Source organism: Dictyoglomus thermophilum H-6-12 (assembly GCF_000020965.1).
GTDB lineage: Bacteria > Dictyoglomota > Dictyoglomia > Dictyoglomales > Dictyoglomaceae > Dictyoglomus > Dictyoglomus thermophilum.
In genome coordinates this window covers 469,672-490,091 of the sequence record NC_011297.1, presented here as the reverse complement: position 1 = coordinate 490,091, position 20,420 = coordinate 469,672, and the positions used below count along the sequence as shown (strand labels likewise).

General features: G+C 33.8%; 15 protein-coding genes. 3 read left to right on the top strand and 12 right to left on the bottom strand.

Annotation, left to right across the window (positions count from 1 at the left end; genetic code table 11):
- Positions 1–2 precede the first annotated feature (2 nt).
- Both DICTH_RS02310 and DICTH_RS02305 read right to left on the bottom strand, forming a co-directional pair.
- Positions 3–404, bottom strand: coding sequence for a GIY-YIG nuclease family protein (locus tag DICTH_RS02310; protein WP_012547265.1), 402 nt, complete (start codon positions 402–404; stop codon positions 3–5).
- Positions 401–2,038: a hypothetical protein gene (locus DICTH_RS02305; protein WP_012547364.1), complete on the bottom strand. Its 1,638-nt coding sequence runs from the start codon at positions 2,036–2,038 to the stop codon at positions 401–403. Before DICTH_RS02305 ends, DICTH_RS02310 begins: the two co-directional genes overlap by 4 nt.
- Positions 2,039–2,150: 112 nt before the next feature.
- On the opposite strand from DICTH_RS02305, the gene DICTH_RS02300 reads away from it, so the two are divergent.
- Both DICTH_RS02300 and DICTH_RS02295 read left to right on the top strand, forming a co-directional pair.
- Entirely contained in the window at positions 2,151–3,320 is a 1,170-nt protein-coding gene (locus DICTH_RS02300) for a cellobiose 2-epimerase (RefSeq protein WP_012547288.1), read from the top strand.
- A 1-nt stretch (position 3,321) separates the two neighbouring features.
- Positions 3,322–4,566, top strand: a complete 1,245-nt coding sequence (locus DICTH_RS02295) for an MFS transporter (RefSeq protein WP_012547191.1) — start codon at positions 3,322–3,324, stop codon at positions 4,564–4,566.
- A gap of 3 nt (positions 4,567–4,569) precedes the next feature.
- Here DICTH_RS02295 and DICTH_RS02290 read toward each other — a convergent pair whose 3' ends face one another.
- The 6 genes from DICTH_RS02290 to DICTH_RS02265 all read right to left on the bottom strand — a co-directional run bounded on the left by DICTH_RS02290 (position 4,570) and on the right by DICTH_RS02265 (position 14,606).
- On the bottom strand, positions 4,570–6,891 hold the full coding sequence (locus DICTH_RS02290) for a glycoside hydrolase family 31 protein (RefSeq protein WP_041723487.1): 2,322 nt from the start codon (positions 6,889–6,891) through the stop codon (positions 4,570–4,572).
- Between the two features lie 140 nt (positions 6,892–7,031).
- Positions 7,032–9,467, bottom strand: coding sequence for a GH36-type glycosyl hydrolase domain-containing protein (locus tag DICTH_RS02285; protein WP_012548338.1), 2,436 nt, complete (start codon positions 9,465–9,467; stop codon positions 7,032–7,034).
- Between the two features lie 15 nt (positions 9,468–9,482).
- Positions 9,483–11,912, bottom strand: coding sequence for a GH36-type glycosyl hydrolase domain-containing protein (locus DICTH_RS02280; protein WP_012547492.1), 2,430 nt, complete (start codon positions 11,910–11,912; stop codon positions 9,483–9,485).
- 202 nt (positions 11,913–12,114) lie between these two features.
- A complete protein-coding gene (locus DICTH_RS02275; RefSeq protein ID WP_012547659.1) occupies positions 12,115–12,762 on the bottom strand; it encodes a bifunctional 4-hydroxy-2-oxoglutarate aldolase/2-dehydro-3-deoxy-phosphogluconate aldolase in 648 nt (215 codons plus the stop codon).
- A gap of 12 nt (positions 12,763–12,774) precedes the next feature.
- Positions 12,775–13,581 (bottom strand): 5-deoxy-glucuronate isomerase, encoded by an 807-nt coding sequence (iolB, locus tag DICTH_RS02270; protein WP_012548746.1) that lies wholly within the window; start codon positions 13,579–13,581, stop codon positions 12,775–12,777.
- Positions 13,582–13,769: 188 nt separating this feature from the next.
- Entirely contained in the window at positions 13,770–14,606 is an 837-nt protein-coding gene (locus DICTH_RS02265) for an LptM family lipoprotein (RefSeq protein WP_012546926.1), read from the bottom strand.
- 100 nt (positions 14,607–14,706) lie between these two features.
- On the opposite strand from DICTH_RS02265, the gene DICTH_RS02260 reads away from it, so the two are divergent.
- Positions 14,707–15,567, top strand: coding sequence for a DMT family transporter (locus DICTH_RS02260; RefSeq protein WP_012548019.1), 861 nt, complete (start codon positions 14,707–14,709; stop codon positions 15,565–15,567).
- A 45-nt stretch (positions 15,568–15,612) separates the two neighbouring features.
- On the opposite strand, the gene DICTH_RS02255 is transcribed toward DICTH_RS02260, so the two are convergent.
- From DICTH_RS02255 to DICTH_RS02240, 4 genes are all read right to left on the bottom strand, one after another.
- Positions 15,613–16,254 (bottom strand): sugar-binding protein, encoded by a 642-nt coding sequence (locus DICTH_RS02255; protein ID WP_012548244.1) that lies wholly within the window; start codon positions 16,252–16,254, stop codon positions 15,613–15,615.
- Between the two features lie 90 nt (positions 16,255–16,344).
- Complete coding sequence (locus tag DICTH_RS02250; protein ID WP_012548537.1) at positions 16,345–18,207, bottom strand: ABC transporter ATP-binding protein; 1,863 nt, start codon at positions 18,205–18,207, stop codon at positions 16,345–16,347.
- Positions 18,200–19,933 (bottom strand): ABC transporter ATP-binding protein, encoded by a 1,734-nt coding sequence (locus DICTH_RS02245; protein WP_012547850.1) that lies wholly within the window; start codon positions 19,931–19,933, stop codon positions 18,200–18,202. The genes DICTH_RS02250 and DICTH_RS02245 overlap by 8 nt, the downstream gene beginning before the upstream one ends.
- Before the next feature lie 5 nt (positions 19,934–19,938).
- Positions 19,939–20,379 (bottom strand): MarR family winged helix-turn-helix transcriptional regulator, encoded by a 441-nt coding sequence (locus DICTH_RS02240; protein WP_012548793.1) that lies wholly within the window; start codon positions 20,377–20,379, stop codon positions 19,939–19,941.
- Positions 20,380–20,420: the final 41 nt, after the last annotated feature.

Sequence of the window (20,420 nt, the reverse complement as noted above, 5' to 3'; positions counted from 1 at the left end):
TTTCACTCTCCCATCTCAAAATCTTTGAACCCCAGATTATTTAAAAATTTTATTTGACCTTCGTCTACTTTAAAAAGATGCGAAATACAACCACAATCTGAAGAACCAAATTTGGGCATTGGTTTCCCCTCTATAAGACTTGCTATCTTACATTCCCAACTCTTATCAAGTTTATTAAACAGAACCTTTTTAATCCTTACCTTTTCATTTTTTAAAAGGTAATCAATATGCCAGTGTAGTTTTTTGTTTTTTGATAAATGTCTTTTTACTCTTAGTTCCAGATTGCTTTGAGCAGATCCAATATACAAGTATAATCCTCCTTCAAAGGACAATTTTCCTAAACTTCCAATACTCTCCTCTATATAATCTTTAACCTCTACCACTAAAACGTATATTCCCTTCATTCACTCAAATTTATCAATTTAAAGCCATTTGGATTAAGGAGTATTTTAGTGCTTTTGTCTTTAAAACGTAAAGTTATTTCACTCCTATGTGGTAAAAAAGACTCAACAATAGCATAATTATTGTTGTATAAGAATAGACTTATCTTACTCTCCCCTTCAAAGTATATCCCTATCTTTTCCATAAAAATTTTTCTAATCTCATTTAAAACCTCCACAGGAAGGTTATAAATATGGGAAAAATTATCAGGTACATTTAAAATATATAACTTACCACTACCATAAAAGTCCTTCAAAAGGATAGGGAAATTTCTCTCTCCTTTTATTCCTACCACCATAGGCCAGGAAGAGTTGGTATAATATTCAAGCACAGGAAATAACACCTCTTGGGAATGAACATATTTTGTAAAACCAATCATAGCCGAATCAATGGCAAAAAAATCTATATTCACTTTTCTGTCAGTGTATCTTATAGAGGTAAATTCCTCTATCCCTTTACCTCTTAATCTCCTCAAAACTCCCGAGGTTATAATAATTGTATTTCCACTTATTAATGCTTTCTTCATTTTATTTAAGATATCCCTATCTCCACAAGAAGTCTCCGTTATAAATATGGGACTTTCTTGAAAAGAAAAATAAGGAGAAGGCTCAAAGGGGATTCCTACCATACCAAGATAATCAACCAAATGATCTTCCCCATTAGAATGAAAAGGATGATAAACCCTAACCCCCATAGGATCTCCAAGTAGAGATAAAATATTATCTAACCTTTCTAATTCAAATCCTAAAGGAGGTATATACACTGTATTTCTTAAAGAGTTAAAATCAAATAGAGTAATCTCTTTTGCCTTTGCAAATAAAGTCAAATAAGCTTGTTCCAAATATTGATTTAAATTACATTCAAAGGAATCAAACCATCCCCCTTTATTTTTACCAGGCTTTACATTCTCAAACCACCGCATTAAATAATAGCTTAAATACCTTGGTAGATCTTGTTGAGTATATTTAGGATCTCTTGTTTCAGTACCCACATAAATCCCGTCAAATATATCTTTTTGAGTCTCAGGGTTATATCCATTTTCATGGTAAGACTCTATCCAATTAGGATATTTTATTATCATATTTACCTTTGGATTCACCCTCTTTGCAGGATCTACCACATACTTTTGAGAAACCTCAGTCATTAAATTGAGTCTATATTCTTGCCAAGATTTATCTCCTTTTGACTTTATACAACCTTCGCAGGAACAACTAGTAAAATAAAAATCATCAAGAATTATTTCATCAAACAAACTTGCTGTATATTCAACTATTTCTTGCAATCTCTTTTTTAAAGAATCCTTCGAATAACAAAAAGTATGAAAAATTCTTAAATCATGCACTGGATCATCTAAAGAATCAATTGTAGTAGTAATACCACCAGCTACTTTAATTCCTTCTGATTCAAAAAAATTCTTAAAATTTATCATCTTCTCCTTAGAGACATCATCCTTTCCTCTGTGAGTTTCAAGATATACTTTGTCTACATGCAGGTATCTTTGAAAAAATTTCAAGCCATTTTTCAGTTCATCAATGGAGATTCTATTTAGAAAGGGAGCAGTACAGTAAATTGCAAGCCCAAAGTTCTTATACCCCATAAGCATCCTCCAAAAAAGCTATTAATTTTGTAAACATTATAGTATTGAAATCAAGCTAATACAATATATAATAGTTACATAGCTATCTAAATATTTTAAGGGAGATTAAAAAATGGATTTAAAACATTTAAAAGATGAGATCTTTGAACAATTGAATAACAAAATCATACCCTTCTGGGAAAACCTAAAGGACGAGAATAACGGTGGATACATAAGTTATGTAGGATTTGATCTAAAGCCTGATCCCTATGCTCCAAAAGGTTTAGTCCTAACTTCTCGAATATTGTGGTTTTTCTCCCGCCTTTATAACCAACTAAGAAAAGAAGAATTTATTGAGTTCGCAGATCATGCCTATGAATTTCTTACCGATAAACTTTTAGATAAAGAAAACGGTGGCTTCTTTTGGATAGTAGATTATAAAGGAGACCCATTAGATAAAAGAAAGCATCTTTATGGACAAGCTTTTGCTCTTTACGGACTCTCTGAGTACTACAAGGCAACTAAGAAAAAAGAAAGTCTTGAATTATCCTTAGAACTTTACAAAACAATTGAAGAAAGATGCAAAGACAATATAGGATACAAAGAAGAGTTTGATGAAAAATGGACCCCAAAAGAGAATATAATTGTTAGCGAATATGGAATTATTTGTGAAAAAAGTATGAACACCTTACTCCACCTGTTAGAAGCATATACCAATCTTTTTACTGCTACTTATGATTTGAAAGTAAGAAAGGAGCTTGAGAATTTAATAATACTTTTCAAAGAAAAAATCTATAATCCTAAAACTGACCACCTATATGTGTTCTTTGATAATAAGATGAAGCCCATTATAGACGCCATATCCTATGGACACGATATTGAAGCTACATGGCTCATAGACGAAGCCTTAAGATATATAGAGAATAACACATTAATAAAGGATATGACTGAAATAAACCTTAGAATAGCTGAAAGAGTTTTAGAAGAAGCTTTTGAGAATAATAGTTTATTAAATGAGAAAGTAAGAGGAGAAGTCAATAAAGATAGGGTTTGGTGGGTTCAGGCAGAGGCCTTATTAGGTTTTTTAAATGCATATCAAAAAACAAAATCCGATAAATTTTTGAAGGCTGTTCTTAGCCTTTGGGAATTTATAAATAACTTCTTATTAGATAAAAGACCAAATGGAGAATGGTTTAATAAGCTTGATGAAAATTGCATACCATTCCCAATGCCAGAGGTAGATCTTTGGAAATGCCCATATCATAATGGGAGAATGTATCTTGAAGTAATAAGAAGAATATAAAATGAAAAAAGCAAACTTATTCAGAGCATTAAGAAGTAGAAATTACAAACTATACTTCTCAGGTCAAGCAATATCTCTCATAGGTACTTGGATTCAATCCACAGCTATGAGCTGGTTGGTATATAGACTCACTAACTCTTCTGTTCTCTTAGGAACTACAGCCTTTCTCTCTCAAATCCCCAATCTTTTTATCTCTCCTTTTGTAGGTGTATTCCTTGACCGATTTAGCAAACACAAAATCTTAATACTTACTCAAACCTTACTAATGTTTCAAGCCCTTATTCTTTCTATTCTAACTCTAACAAACACTATACAAACATGGCATATCCTATTGTTAAGCTTAATTCTTGGAATTATAAACTCCATCGATGCTCCCACAAGACAATCCTTTGTGATTGAAATGGTAGAAAGGCCTGAAGATTTAAATAATGCTATCGCTTTAAACTCACTTCTTTTTAATGTTGCAAGACTTATAGGTCCCACCATAAGTGGATTTCTTATTGCCTTAATAGGAGAAGGTATGTGCTTTTTAATAAATGCCTTGAGTTATCTTGCTGTAATTATCGCATTACTTTTCATGAAAATAAAAGTTAAAATTCCAGTTATCTCAGAGAATATTATTAAAGATTTAAAAGCCGGATTTAGCTATGCCTTTAATTTTATTGTGGTAAGGTACATTCTTATATTTATTTCTCTATCAAGTATTTTTGCGTCCATATATAGCGTACTCATGCCTATCTTTGCTAAAGACATACTTCATGGTGGGCCAGAAACTCTTGGAATCCTCACAGGAGCAACAGGAGCTGGGGCTCTTATCGGAGCAATCTACCTTGCAGGAAGATCAAAAGTTAGAGGAATAGAAAGTATTATATCCTACTCTTTTGGAACTGCAGGAATAGGGCTTCTTATTTTTTCCCTGTCAAGAAATATTTATACTTCCATATTGGCTCTTTTTGTCACTGGACTTAGCTTTATGTTAAATTCGGTATGTAGTAATACACTAATTCAGAACGTTATTGAAAATCACATAAGGGGAAGAGTAATGAGCATATACGTAATGTTTTTTATGGGATCTATGCCTATAGGAAGCTATATAGGTGGACTTCTTGCCAAACATATCGGTGCTGTAAATACTGTACTCTTAAGTGGAATATTATGTCTTATCTGCAGTCTTATCTACAAAGTAAGGCTTCCTATATTAAGGAAACATATTTACTCTATATTAGACAAAAGAGGAATAAATTAAAAACTAATTTATCTCAAATTCTCCCTCTGTAAAATCTATCTTCTTCTCTTTTTTACAATAATGTACATTCAAAAATTTTGCACCCCCCTCGTATCCCCTATGAACAAAACGAACACTTAAAACCTGTTGCTCTCCCCTCTTAAAAGTGGAAAACTCTACCAGGTTATATATACCTTTCTCGTAATCCCAAGTAGTTCCATCATCTTCGTAATATAAAAATTTTCCCTCTCCAGGATAGATTTCTAAGGTTAAAATTTCCTGATTTTTCTCACCAACATAACTTTGTACATCCCACATAGGAATAATTGCCCCTTCTCTTATAAACAATGGAATCTTATTTAAAGGAGCATTAACTTTTATACTACTACCCCCTCTATATCTTTTCCCTGTATAGAAGTCATACCAAAACCCATCAGGAAGATAAACATTTCTTTCTCTATGATTCTTCTCATATACTGGAGCAACAAGGATAAACGGACCAAACATGAATTCATCTTCATGATTTAATACTTCTCTTATGTTAGGGAACTCTAATATCAAGCTTCTTAAAATAGGGATACCCTTCTCTTTTGCCTCGTAGAAAAGGGAATATATATAAGGTATAAGTCTATATCTTAAAGAAATCAACTCTTTTGCAATTCTTTCTACTTCTTCTCCGAAGCTCCAAGGCTCTTGCTCCTTCGTATTTTTAGCAGTATGTACCCTAAAGAAAGGATAAAAAACTCCAAGCTCTATCCATCTGGCAAAAAGTTCTTTATCACAGTCTCCCCAAAAACCTCCCACATCCTCTCCTACAAAAGGAACTCCCGACATAGATAAATTCTGCAAAGTTATAATAGAAGAAAAAAGATTTTCCCAAGAACTCTTGTTGTCACCACACCAAACAGCAGAATATTTCTGAATACCCGAAAAACCTGATCTGGTCAAAATAAAAGGCCTTTCATTAGGCTTAATCTTTAAAAATCCTTCAAAAGTGGCTTTGTTCATCAAAAGTCCATAAATATTATGAATCTCAGAATGATAAAAAATCTTTCCATTTAACTTATGTATTACTCCTTCATCCATAGTTTTTTTCTTTATTCTTTTAATCTTTTCCTCAAAACTTTTAGGAGATTTAAGTTTTGGGGGTTCTTTAAGCTTTAAAATGTGGAAAAGTATCTTCATCGCTAAATACTCAATTTTTGAAAAAATCGATGGTTCATTCATATCATTCCAAAAACCACTAATTCCTAAATTTATAAATTTCCTATGATTTTCACCCCAAAAATCCCTCGCTTCTTCTCTTAAAAAATCTGGAAAAACAGACTTCCCAGGCCATACATAACCTGTGAAAATTTTCCCATTCTCTCTTTTACAAAAGAAGTCTTTCTCTATTCCTTCTTTAAAAACCTCATACCTTTTATCCCATTTAACCCCTGGATCAATTATCAAAACAATTTTAAAACCAAGCCTCTTTAAATCTTCAGCCATTTTATCAAAGTTGGGGAATCTCTTTCTATTGACTGTGAAAACCCTATATCCCTTCATATAATCAATATCTAGATATATAGCATCACAAGGAATCTTCCTCTTTCTAAATTTTTCAGCAACCTCATAAACTTTTTTCTCAGAGTCATAACTCCAACGAGATTGATGAAATCCCAAACTCCAAAGAGGAGGCATATGACACCTACCCACAAGAAAAGTATATCCTTCTATAACTTCCTTAGGTGATGGACCATAAATAAAGTAATAATCTAATTCTCCATCCTGGGCACAAAAGTAATAATAACTTTGATTCTCTCTTCCCATATCAAAATAACTAAAAAAAGTATTATCAAAAAATAATCCATAACTTGCCTTAGGATGCCAAGAAATAAAAAAAGGATGGCACTGATACAAGGGATCATTATTCATGCTATGATTAGATTCATCGGTATTCCAATTAATTAAAACCTGACCTTTTTTGTTGAGAGATCCTAATCTTTCTCCAAAACCAAAGAAAGCTTCTCCATACTTGATCTCTTTATAGGTGAATATTTTGGACCCTTCTTTTACATATCCCTTATCCTCATAATCAGACAAGATTAGATTCCCATCTTTATCATAAATAGAAACCTTTCCTAATTCTTTTGAGATAGCAATATTCAGATACTCTGAAGATAAATAATAGTATTTTTCGTCCTCTTTAAAATTTACCTCTACATTAGAATTCTTCAGTTTTTGATACTCCACACAAAAGGAGTAATCTTTATTAAAAACCCCATTTTTTGAGTAATGAAAATTAACAATCTTAGGGGTAATAAAAGAGACTTTCAAGAGTTCATCCTTTACCTTCAAAGTCATTTCATTCAATTTTCAATCCCCCCTTAATAAAAAATTACATACATTTCAATCATATAATGAAATAAAAAAGGGGACAAGATTAAAAATCAATTTTTCCTGTCCCCTTTTTAAATCTAAGTACTTATTAAATTATTAAACTTTTATCCCATCTCTACAACCACTTCATGTACTTTCCCGTCATTAAAGATAGGAAGAAGATTTCCAGAAATCTCTTTTCCATCTACAAATATTCTCTTTACTCCCTTAGACCTACCTTCAGGATTTAAAACTTTTATATCATAAACCGAACCTCTATACTTTCTTACCACTCTAAACTCCTTCCAATCCTCAGGAACACACGGATCTACTCTTAATCCATCATAATCAGGCCTTATTCCCAATATATATTGAGAAATCAAAACAAAAGCCCAAGATGCTGTACCTGTAAGCCAAGAATTTTTACCTTCACCATGTCTCTTAGCATCCTTACCTGCAACCATCTGACAATACACATAGGGCTCCATCCTATGGATTTCACTCTCATCCTCAAAATAGGCAGGAGTAATTTTCTTATAAACCTCAAAAGCCCTCCAACCCCTACCTATCACTGTTTCTCCAATTCCAACCCAAGGATTATTATGGCAAAATATACCCGCATTCTCCTTATAACCAGGCGGATAAGAGGAGATCTCACCAAGTTCTAAGTAATATTTAGAGTAAGCAGGTTGTTGAAGAACCATTCCGTACTTAGTATCCAAGTACTTAATACAAGAATCTAAAGCTAACTTAGCCCTTCCATCCTCTTTACCTATTCCAGCCATGGTACAAATTCCTTGAGGCTCAATAAATATCTTACCCTCTTCACATTCTTTGCTTCCAACCTTTCTACCAAAAAAGTCATAAGCCCTCAAGAACCATTCTCCATCCCATCCGTAATTATTTATTGCATTTATCATATCCTCTGCAGCCTTTTTAGCCCATTCTGCCTCTTCTTTCTCTCCCATTTCCTCGCACATTCTTACATAATCAGGAGTTGCAAAAACAAATAACCCTGCTATGAATACTGATTCTGCTGTTCCACCCTCAACATTAGATGTGGTTTGAAAAGACTCATCGGGATTTTTAGAGAAACAGTTGAGATTTAAACAATCATTCCAATCCGCTCTCCCAATAAGAGGTAAACCATGAGGACCAAGATTATTTGTCACATGATGATAAGCTCTCTTAATATGCTCAAACAATGTTCCCTTTTTACTCTCATCATTGTTATATGGAATGACTTCTCTTAATATACTATAATCACCTGTCTCCTTTATGTAAGCACCTGTAGATAAGATGATCCATAAAGGATCGTCATTAAATCCACTCCCTATCTCATTATTTCCTCTTTTAGTCAAAGGCTGGTACTGATGATAACAACTACCATCCTCAAACATAGTAGATGCAAGATCAAGAATCCTCTCTCTTACTCTTTCTGGAATCATATGTACTGCACCAAGAATATCCTGGTTAGAATCTCTAAAACCAATACCCCTACTTATGCCCGATTCAAAGTAAGAAGCACTTCTTGCTACATTAAAGGTGATCATACATTGATATTGATTCCAGATATTAACCATACGAGCTAAGATCTCATCACTATGATTCACCTGATATTTTGAAAGAATATCATTCCAGTAGTTTCTCAAATCCCAAAAAGCTTTCTCTACATCTTGAGATGTTTTAAATTTATTTATAATCTCATAGGCCCTTTTCTTGTTAATCACCCCAGGTCTTTCCCACTTTTCCTCTTCAGGATTCTCCACATAACCAAGTACAAAAACAAAGTCTTTTACTTCTCCAGGCTCAAGGTCTACTTCAATATAATGAGAAGCAATAGGCGACCAACCCTCAGCTACAGAATTATAAGGTCTTCCTTCTACCACTGCCCTTGGCGCCTCAAATCCATTATACATACCTATGAAGGTATCTCTATCAGTATCAAATCCTTGAATGGGAACATTTACCGAATAAAAGGCGTAATGATTTCTCCTCTCTCTATATTCAGTCTTATGATAAATTACAGACCCCTCTATTTCTACCTCTCCTGTACTAAGATTTCTTTGAAAGTTAGTTTGATCATCCCAAGCATTCCATAAACACCATTCCACAAAAGAAAAAAGTTTTAAACTTCTCCTCACTCCACTGTTATTTCTTAATTTTAGATAATGTATTTCGCAATTCTCTTTAAGGGGTACAAAAAACAATACCTGAGCAGAAATCCCATTTCTCTCCCCAAGAATTCTTGTATAAGAAAGTCCATGTCTACATTCATATTTATCAAGTTCTTTCTTTACAGGCTTCCAAGTAGGAGACCAAAAATCTCCATTTTCCCATATGTAAAAATATCTTCCACCATTATCTATTGGTACGTTATTATATCTAAATCTTAATATTCTTCTTAGTCTTGCATCTTTATAAAAACAATAACCACCACCAGTGTTAGATATGAGAGAAAAGAAATTATCAACACCAAGATAGTTTATCCATGGAAATGGAGTTTTAGGATCAGTGATAACATATTCTCTATTTTTGTCGTCAAAATATCCAAATCTCATATTTTTACCTCCCTTTTATCCCATAATGACCAATACATCGTTCTCGTCTTTCATCTCAGATTCAGAAATAAAATTGCCCTCAAGCTCTTTACCATTTATTATTATCTTTTTAACTCCCTTTTGAACCCCAGCAGAATTTTCCACTTTTATTCTCAACTTTTTACCTCTAAAGATCCTCTCCATGTAAAATTCTTTCCAATGGGAAGGTATACATGGATCTATTCTCAATCCATCATAATCGGGCTGAAGCCCTAAAATACCCTCTACACATGCCACCATAACACTGGATGCAGTACCAGTTAACCAATGTACATGAGCTCTTCCATGGAATGGACTGTCTTTACCTTCTACAAACTGACAATGTACATAGGGTTCCGCTTCTCTTATTTCTGCCTTATCATTCATGTTGGCAGGATTTATCTCTTGGAAATATTTGTAAGCCCTATCTCCATTTCCAAGCATAGTTTCCGCTCTTATAAGCCAACCTTGAGGGTGACAAAAGATTCCAGCATTCTCTTTCATTCCAGGATTAAACAATATCATCCTAAAGACAGGCATCCCCAAAGTCCTTACAGGAGGATACATAATCATAGCTCCATAATCAGTATTAAGTATTTTTTCCACATTATCCATTGCAATCTTAGCTTGTTCAGAGGTTGCAACCCCCGAAAGTACAGACCACACTTGTGGGTTAAGCCAAAAACTTGCCTCAGAACTATTTTTAGATCCTATTACCTCGTCCTCAATAAACCCTCTTACAAACCTGTCGCCTTCCCAAGCATACTTTTGAATATTTTCATATAATTTGCTTGCTTCTCTCTCTGCCCACTCCACATCATCCTTTCTTCCCTTCTTCTCTGCAAACTCTGCAAAGATCTTTAGTGCTAAATAAAGTTGGAAAGATGCAAATACTGTTTCCCCTTCTTCTCCAAGCCTTAAACAATCATTCCAGTCTGCATCAAGGCCATAGGTAAGCCCATGTTTTCCAAGCTTACTTAAGGAAAAGAGTATTCCTTTTCGTAGATGTTCATAAACTGTATCTTCTCCATAATCAGAATAAGGTATTACTTCATCCAAAAATGAAAGATCTCCAGTTTCCCTTACATATTGTCTCGTAGTGATATATAGCCATAGATGGTCATCACATCTGTATTCAGTATATCCTGTTCTTTTCACATAATAAGGATTCTCAAGAGATAAACCTTGATTAGGCTTAATCTGATAATCAAAGAATACAAGAGGCAAAGCCACACCTTTTGAGGTCTGACCAGCAAACATAAGCTTTAATCTTTCTCTTGCACTCTGAGGATCAAGATGTATTATTCCCTGAATATCCTGCACTGTATCCCTATAGCCATAACCATCCCTATGTCCTACATAGATCATTGATGCAGCTCTTGACCAGAAAAAGGTTATAAAACACTGATAAGCATTCCAGACTCCAACCATACTATCAAAGTTTTCATCGGGAGTTTTAACTTTAAAATTCTCAATCTTTGAATGCCAATATCTCTTAAGTTCCTCCCATTCTTTTTCCACTATTCCCTTCTCCTTATACTTCTGCATCACTTTTCTTCCGGTCTCTTCCGCACCATCTCCAAGCACGTAAATTATCTCCCTTTCCTCATCCACATCAAGATCAAGAATAACTTGAGTTCCCGCACAACTATTTTTACCGTAATTAAGACTATTACTACACTTACCTCTCTCTACGGCTATAGGATTAGAATAATCCCTATAACTCCCTATAAAAGTATCTCTATCCCCATCAAAAGACACTACTTCTGATCCAATTACTCCAAAAAACCTATTAAATCTTCTTCCACTTATTCCTTTTTCTTGTGGAATTACTCTCCCAAGCTCAGAATAATTTTCGTTTATGGTTTGAATAATGAGATTGTCTTTATAGTAAGTACGAGATATAAAAAGAGTATATTGCATATTTACAAGATCTTGGTTTTCATTAGGTTCATTAGTAAACTCTGCATAACTAAAAAGAGATATTTTTCTCTTCCTTCCACTTTTATTTCTTACTTTTATAGCCCATACCTCGTAAAGAGCATTCAAAGGCACATAGTAAAGAGTCTCAGTCTCAATACCATCATATTTTGAGGAGATTATAGTATAAAGAACTCCATGCCTACAAATTGATTCATACTTGGATAAATCCTTCTTTACAGGAAGCCATGAGGCTGACCAAAAGTCTCCATTCTCCATATCTCTCAAATAAATATATCTTCCCGGGGCAGTAGTTGGAGGTACATTAAATCTTCCCCTTAAAATTCTCCCACTGGCACCTGACTTTACAAAACTATAGCCCTGAGCATTATTGGTTATTATTGCGCCGTATTCTAATGATCCGAGGTAATTAGTCCATTCACGAGGAGTATCAGGCCGTGTAATCACATACTCTTTTCTTTCATTATCAAAATAACCAAACCTCATTAAATAACCCCCTTGCTTATAAAATTTAATTAAGAAACCGTTTATAATTTCATGAAGAAACTTTTAATTAGTAAGTATACTACAATTTTTAAACCCTCATGTCAAGCACAAAGTAACCATTTACAAGAGCATATAAAATAAAAAAGGGGGAAAAACAGAAAATCTTTCCCCCTTTTGAAAATAAAAGTTTTAAAAAACTGATTTAACTTCTTGCCTTCTTTATAGCTTCTATATACTCTTTAGCCCTTTCTGTAAGAATCTCAAACTTCTTTTCAGCTATAACTTTTTTATCTACAAGGTTTCCTCCTACTCCTACAAAACATGCTCCTGCCTTTATAAATTCTCCTACATTCTCAAGGCTCACACCACCTGTAGGAGAGATCCTAATATAAGGCATAGGTCCATGTATGGCTTTTATGTATTTAGGACCAAGAGTGTCTGCAGGAAATAATTTTACTACATCAGCTCCTTCTTCCCAGGCAGTTAAGATCTCAGTAGGAGTATATGCCCCAGGAATAGCTATCTTATCGTAGCGGTGGCAAAGATTTATAATCTCTTTTTTCAAAACAGGCGACACAATAAAATCAGCACCTGCAAGGATGGCTAATCTCGCAGTCTCAGGATCAAGGACCGTACCCATACCAACTATAGCATCATTGCCCAACTCTTTTTTTACTTTTGGCAGATATTCAATAGCTGATGGAACCGTCATAGTAACTTCCAGAGCTATAATTCCACCCTCTTTTAGGGCTTTTGTAACAGGGATAAGATCCTCGGGAGAATCAGTTCTTATAACTGCTACAATACCACATTCAATCATTTTTTCTAAAATCTCAAATCTATTCCCCATAAAAAAACCTCCCTATCTTTTTGCTTCTTTCATAATTTTCTCCACAGCCCTCAACCACTTATGTTTAGGATCATCATACATAATTGATTCCCTAATCTCTCCTGCAAGTATCCACAAGTAGTATAGTTGATAACCGGGTGCAGCTACAACAGGATGGTATCCTCTATTTATTAAAAGCAAACTATCATTTTCAATAAGAAATACCTCATCAATATCCCCCTCAGCAGTATAAACTCTTTGAAGACCGAAACCAGAAGGAGGGTTTACTCTATAAAAATAAACCTCCTCCATTCTTACCTCTTCAGGATAATTATCAGTGTCGTGTTTATGAGGTGGATAACTAGACCAATTTCCGGGTGGATTTATAGTTTCTCCTATAAGGAGCCTCTTTGCCCTAATTCTCGTATCAATAATATCCTTTACATCTCTCCTCCAATTATACACCCCTACGTCCCTTACTACTACATCACTTGGCTTTATCAATTTAACCTCTTCCTCAGTCTTTACCTTTGTTTTACAAATAGCAACCTCAAGAAGTTCCAAAGCCTCAATTTTAACCTCTTTATTGTTTGGTATGTAAAAAGCATAAGCATTACCATCAAAAACATTTCTCCTTGCTCCAATAAGGTTATACCTCTCGCCATCAATTTCTACATTACATTTACCTGTAAGAATTACAAGTCCAATCTCATAATCTTGAGAATTAAAATTGTAGTTATCTCCTTTTTCTCCCTTGAAAATATCTAACTCTATAAACTGCATTTCCCCAGGTTTAACAAGATTATTTAGTCCGGTTTGAAGCTTAACTTTCTTAAACATACTTCAAGATCCTCCTTTTTTATTACTCAAAAAAATATTTGCCATTATTTAAGAGGATAAAGTCAATAAATTTTTATGTCAAGAAAAAATATGAGTAAAAAATAAGCTATAAAAACTCAATAAAAAAAGGGATCCCCCTAAATTAGGGAGATCCCTTAAGGTTAATCTATTTATGCTTAGACGATATATTATAGTAGTAACTTAGCAAGATGAAGATTTAACTCAAAGTTATCATAACCATCATCAGTGGTTGGATCTCCATCCTTATCTTTTGAGCCCGATATTACTAAAACTGGATCCTCAGAATCTGCCCCTTGAACCTGTGAAGTGAAACTTGCCATCAATTTGTTATTCACATTAATATTATTATCATAGTCAATTAGCGTTACATAAAGAGACATACTTCCCGTAAGAATACCTATATTTTTAAACTGAGAAAGATAAGTTATACCAACATTACTAAAAGAAAGTGTAAAACCAAATTTATTCATTTTATTTGGATCACTTGTAGATGGGGCAAGAAAATAAATAGATACACTTCCACTTACAGGGTAAGCTCCCTCAGTTTCATCTCTAATATTTTTATTAAAAATTAAAGACCCATTCTCTTCTACAATAAACCCTAATATGTCTGTTAAATCTGTCCTTGATTTAAATTCTAATTTTTTAAGGGAAGAATAATATCTAACTTTTACATAATCATTATTACTTGTTTGAGTATACCATCCATCGGCATCAGGACCCTGCCAATTAGCCTCAATAGTAAGCTTATCTACAGATTTTGCTGTAGGAAGCTTTTCAATTAAATTAGAAGGAACTGGTTTTGAGACAGAAAAAAACCCTAAATTTGCTGAAAGAGCAATAGTATAGAGACCAAAACTTGTGCCATTATTCTCAACTGTTTCCCAAATATTGTTCAAATCATCATTGCTTAGATCTTTATCTGGTTGAGGTTCTTGTTTCACACATCCAGAGACAAAGAAAAGCAAAAAGATTACAAGCATCAAACCTATTATTTTTTTCACTAAAATCTCCTCCTTCCCCTTGAATTTTAACTGTCATTATAATACATTAATTATGGCATATATGACAATATAAAAATTTTTAAAAAAAGATTAAAAAATAATGAAAAGAATAATTGGACTAATATTGGTCATAATTGCGTGTCTATTTTGGAGTATATCCTTCTCAGTATCCAAAATACTCCTCAAAACTCTTTCTCCCTTTGAGCTTGCCTTTATTAGATTTTTTCTTGCGTCTATTTTTTCCTTAATCGTATTTTTACCTAAAATAAAGAAAGCCTCGTTTAACCGGAAATATCAAAAACCACTTTTTATCGCAGGTCTTTTTGGAGTTACTTTATACTTTATATTCGAAAACACAGGTTTAAAATTTACCGATGCATCAGAAGGAGCACTCATAGTGGGATCTTTTCCTGCTTTAGGACTTCTAACAGAGTACATACTTCACAAAGAAAAACTTCCTTTAAATCGAATATTAGGTGTTCTTCTTTCCATCTCTGGAGTTTTTCTAATTATGAGTGATTCTGGATTAAATTTAAAATTTAATAACCTTTTTGGAGATTTCTTAATTTTGCTTTCTGGAGTTTCTTGGGTAATATACAACTGGGAGATTAAAAAAGTTAATCAAAAATATCCTTATGAAATACTTACCACCTTTCAAATGATATGGGGGTCCATCTTATTCTTACCCTTTCTTATGTTTACAGGATTAAAAATTCCAAAAACTTTGGATGCATTAATTGGCATATTCTTTCTCTCCTTTTTTTGCTCAGGACTTGGATATCTTTTTTACAACTATGGTTTAAAAACTCTATCGGTAAGCCAAGTGATGAATATTTTGAATCTAATTCCACTTTTCGGAGCCATATGGGGAGTAATTTATCTAAAAGAAACTTTAACCCTTATAAAAATAGTTGGGGGAATATTAATCATTTTAGGGGTAAGTTTATCTTCTTCAAAATAAAAAAAGGCCTGCCCCTGAAAGGACAGGCCCAACCTTCCTCAAAGATTACTTAACAAGCTTTAAGTTTCCAAGGTAAGATGGATTTCTCCAGTTTTCATTTTCAGTTTCGTTCCATGCAATGATTCCAACTCTACTTCCAAACCTGTCTGCATCATTTACTTGTACATCAAATCCAATTACATCTCCTTCCTTTAATTTCCTTGTTCTCATCTTTACCTGTGCCTCTACAATATAACCAAAATCAGTTTTCTTTGTGGCTGTTACAAAGTAATCACGAGAGGCATTAGTACCATAGCTTTGCACATTTTCAAAATTGACTCTGTATTGAGCATCATTGTTATCATAGGATGTTGCCTTTTCATTTCCTTCATCTACAAATATCTCTACAGAATCTTGCTCCCAAGGATTTGTATTATCCTTATTCAGGACTGAATCATAAACCTCAGCCCAAACATATATACTTTCTTCGTCCCAAAGTACTCTAAATTTTGCATATGCCACCTTCCCCTTTACCCCTTGTACATAGCGATCAGTAACATACTCTTCAGCATTCTTCCATACCTCATCCATCTCTGCATCAATCTTAGGTTTACCATACTTAGCTGTTGCAGTTAAAGTTTGTCCAAAGGTCAAAGAAAGGAAGAGCCCAAAAATCAAAAGAATAGCAAGAAGTAGTGACCTTCTCACAGTAGATGCACCCCCTCAAGTAAAATTTTAGTGATATAATTATAAACTCGAACTTAAAATACGTCAATCGTTTTTATTAGTAATATCAGCTTATTTTATTTCCACTTCGTCGGCAAACTGGCTCATATAGAGATGATAATAAAAACCTTTCTTTCTTATAAGTTCTTCATGGGTTCCCCTTTCTATTATCTCTCCATTATTTATTACTAAAATCATATCTGCATTCTTTACCGTAGACAATCTATGAGCTATAACAAAACTTGTTCTGCCTGACATCAAGTTCAACATTGCCTTTTGAATATATTTTTCTGTAACCGTGTCTACATTACTGGTAGCTTCATCAAGAATAAGAATTCTGGGATTTGCAAGAATAGCCCTCGCAATAGCAATCAACTGCCTTTGTCCTTGACTGAGTCTACCACCATCCTCAGAAAGCACTGTATCGTATCCCTGAGGAAGCTTAATTATGAAATCATGAGCATGAGCCAATTTGGCAGCCTCTTCAACCTCTTCATCTGTAGCATCTAATCTTCCATATCTTATATTTTCCCTTACGGTAGTAGAAAAGAGAAGGGTATCCTGAAGAACAATTCCAAGATACTTCCTCAAATCTCTTCTTCTTATCCTTCTAATATCTATTCCATCAATCAAAATTTCCCCTTCATCTACATCATAAAATCTAGCCACCAGACTCGCGATAGTAGTTTTACCTGCTCCTGTAGGCCCAACAAGGGCAAAAATCTCTCCTGGTTTTACATGAAAACTTACATTCTTTATCACAGGCTTTTCTTTAACATATGAAAACCATACATTCTTAAACTCAACCTCGCCTTTAATATCTTGTAATTCAACTGCTCCATCCACAGTATCTTTCTCATCCTCTTCATCCATAATCTCAAAGAGTCTTTCTGCACTGGCAATAGCGGACTGAATCATGTTATATTGATTAGCAAGTTCATTTATAGGTCTTGTGAATTGTCGTGAATAGTTTATAAAAACAGTAATATCTCCTACAGTAATCATTTTTCTATAAGCAAAAAATCCTCCTACCCCTGCTATGAGGGCAAAACCCAAGTTATTCAAAAGGTTCATTAAAGGTCCTATACTACCAGAAAAAATTTGGGCTCTTATACCCACTTGAGTAAGATCATTATTTACTTCTTCAAATTTTCTAATTTCTTTTTCCTCTCTGTTAAATATTTTAATTATCTTTAAACCCGAGATATCTTCTTCTATGATTCCATTCAATTTACCAAGAAGAGTTTGGTTTGCATAAAAGTAATTTCTAGTTTTTTTAGAAATAAAGTTTGTCAAGATAATAGTTAGTGGAATGTTTAACAAACTTACAAGAGTCATAGGTAAACTTATTCGAAGCATCATGATTATTATTCCTGTCAAGCTAACAACTGCAGATAAGAATTGAATTACACTAGTTGCTAAAACCATACTAATGTTATCAACATCATTGGTTATCCTACTCATTAAGTCTCCATAAGGGCGAAGGTCAAAAAACTTTATAGGCAAAGAATGGAATTTATTAAACAAATCCCTTCTTAAAGTGAAGACTAAACTCTGGGTAGTCTTCAACATTATGTAACCTTGAAGCCAAGCAAGAAATGAAGAAAGAAGATAAATTCCACCAAGAAGGAGAAGAAAATTAAAAAACCCTTCAAATCTTCTTGGCAATATATATAAATCTATAGCACGGCCTATAAGATATGGCCCAATTATACCTAAAATAGATGAGATAACTACAAGTAGGAACGCAAAAATAAATCCCCATTTATATAAAACCATATATTTCAATAGCTTTTTTAGAGTACCCCAAGGATCCTTTATTTCTACCTTCTCAAAATTAAAATGAGGCCCCCCTCTTCCAGGACCACCAAACGGTCTTGGACCAAAACCTCTTTGAGGAAGTTGACCTCTTGATGTTTTATCATCTCTACGCATGTTTCACTACCTCTTCATCTATCTGAGATTTATATATTTCTTGATAAATAGGATTTCTCTCCAAAAGTTCATAATGAGTTCCAAATCCAACAATCCTTCCCTTATCAAGAATAATTATCTTATCAGCATTCATCATAGTACTCACCCTTTGAGCAATTAAAAAAGTAGTACAATTTTTCATAATCTCTTTCAATCCCTTTATAATCTTTTGCTCTGTTACAAAATCCACTGCAGAAGTAGCATCATCAAGAATCAGAATCTTAGGATTCTTTATAAGAGCCCTTGCAATAGCAATTCTTTGTTTTTGTCCTCCCGAAAGAGTCACTCCACGTTCACCAATAACTGTGTCATAACCATCTGGAAGATTTATTATAAAATCATGGGCTTGAGCAAGTTTTGCAGCCTTTATTACCTCCTCATCAGTAGCATCTTCCTTACCCCAACAGATATTCTCCTTTATGGTTCCAGAAAAGAGGATAGTATCCTGAGGTACCATAGAAATTGCACTTCTTAAAACCTTCAAATTTATACTCCTTACATCCCTTCCATCCACAAGAAGCCTCCCAGAAGTTACGTCGTAAAGCCTAGGAATGAGATTTACAAGAGTAGATTTTCCTGAACCAGTTGTTCCTATTATTCCTATGATCTCTCCAGCTTTTACTTCAAAGTCTATATCTACAAGCACAGGCTCTCTATCTTTAGAATAGCTAAAATATACATGCTCAAATTTTACCTTTCCAGTCTCTATAGGTCTTGTATCACTATCTTTCTTATCTTCAATATCAATTTTTTCATCGAGTACCTCTACAACCCTAGAAGCAGATGCAGAAGCCCTTGAAATAAACATTAAAATATTGCCAATCATCATTAAAGAAAAAAGAATCTGTGTCATATAATTTATATAAGCCATTACTTCTCCAACCTGCATATTACCCTTCTCCACCAAAAGACCTCCAAACCATAGTACAGCAAGGATACTAAGATTCATAACCAACATAAACAGAGGCATAGCAATTATCATAAGCATAATAGCCTTTATAACAGCATTCATTAAGGCAGAATTGGCATATCTAAACCTTTCTTTTTCATAATCTTCTCTTCTGAAAGCCCTAACAACTCTTATTCCAACTAAATTTTCTCTTACCACATTATTCACATAGTCAATTCTTTTTTGCACCTCTGAGAACAATGGAAAACTCTTTTTCATAATAAATAAGAAGAGTAAAATCAATATAGGAATTGAAAGCAAGAATATAAAAGAAAGATTTTTGTTAAGAGATATAGCCATAATTATTCCACCAATAAAAAGCAAAGGCGCTCTTACCATTATTCTCAAGGACATCATAACAAGAGTCTGAAGCTGTACCACATCATTAGTAAGACGAGTAATAAGAGATGAGGTTTTAAACTTATCAATATTATGAAAGGAGAATTTCTGTACTTTTTTGAATAGCTCATTTCTCAAATCTCTTCCAAAATTTTGACTTGCAATAGAGGCAAATACAGTACATCCAATTCCCCCAACCATACCTATCAAAGCAATACCTATCATTATAAGTCCTGTATTCCAAATAACTTGGAAATTATTCTTTAAAATACCTTGATCCACAATCCTTGCAAGCAAAGTAGGTTGGTAAAGATCACACACAACCTCAACGAGCATTAAAAGAGGAGCAAGAACAACTGCATAAGTATAAGGTTTTAAAAATTTCAAAAGTTTTTTCATAATCTTTACCCTTTCTCCTCATTAAATTTCTTTAAATTATCTCTAATCCTTTCCAAATAATTCTTTAAAATCTCCCTTTCTTCCTCTGAAAAATTGCTAAAACATTCCTCCTCAAGTTGCTTAAATATTTTCTTTAATTTACATATAAATTTTCGCCCCTCATCGGTAAGATATACCTTTGAAAACCTTCTATCTTTTTCATCCCTTTGAGTAATTACCAACCCTCTTTTTCTCATTCTCCTTACCATTATGGCAACGGTAGATGGTTTAATTTTCATCTCCTCTGCAATTTCTTTTTGAGTTAATCCACCCTTCTCCGAGAGAAGAAGTAGCATTGGAGCTTGTCCTCGATAAAGCTTTAGCCCACTAAGAAGTTTCTCTCTCCTTATAAAATGCTCTCTAATTACCTCTTTAAATATTCCGTATAAATCATTATTCTTTTCCATAATTTTACCCTAAACAATTAGCTATCTAAATATTATCACTA

Bases quoted from the DNA above. Each gene is read 5' to 3' on its own strand.
- DICTH_RS02280 (WP_012547492.1), bottom strand. From the start codon at position 11,912: ATGAGGTTTGGTTATTTTGATAATGAAAGAAAAGAGTATGTGATTACA.
- DICTH_RS02305 (WP_012547364.1), bottom strand. From the start codon at position 2,038: ATGGGGTATAAGAACTTTGGGCTTGCAATTTACTGTACTGCTCCCTTT.
- DICTH_RS02300 (WP_012547288.1), top strand. From the start codon at position 2,151: ATGGATTTAAAACATTTAAAAGATGAGATCTTTGAACAATTGAATAAC.
- DICTH_RS02285 (WP_012548338.1), bottom strand. From the start codon at position 9,467: ATGAGATTTGGATATTTTGACGACAAAAATAGAGAATATGTTATCACT.
- DICTH_RS02295 (WP_012547191.1), top strand. From the start codon at position 3,322: ATGAAAAAAGCAAACTTATTCAGAGCATTAAGAAGTAGAAATTACAAA.
- iolB (WP_012548746.1), bottom strand. From the start codon at position 13,581: ATGTTTAAGAAAGTTAAGCTTCAAACCGGACTAAATAATCTTGTTAAA.
- DICTH_RS02260 (WP_012548019.1), top strand. From the start codon at position 14,707: ATGAAAAGAATAATTGGACTAATATTGGTCATAATTGCGTGTCTATTT.
- DICTH_RS02250 (WP_012548537.1), bottom strand. From the start codon at position 18,207: ATGCGTAGAGATGATAAAACATCAAGAGGTCAACTTCCTCAAAGAGGT.
- DICTH_RS02275 (WP_012547659.1), bottom strand. From the start codon at position 12,762: ATGGGGAATAGATTTGAGATTTTAGAAAAAATGATTGAATGTGGTATT.
- DICTH_RS02310 (WP_012547265.1), bottom strand. From the start codon at position 404: ATGAAGGGAATATACGTTTTAGTGGTAGAGGTTAAAGATTATATAGAG.
- DICTH_RS02240 (WP_012548793.1), bottom strand. From the start codon at position 20,379: ATGGAAAAGAATAATGATTTATACGGAATATTTAAAGAGGTAATTAGA.
- DICTH_RS02290 (WP_041723487.1), bottom strand. From the start codon at position 6,891: ATGACTTTGAAGGTAAAGGATGAACTCTTGAAAGTCTCTTTTATTACC.
- DICTH_RS02245 (WP_012547850.1), bottom strand. From the start codon at position 19,933: ATGAAAAAACTTTTGAAATTTTTAAAACCTTATACTTATGCAGTTGTT.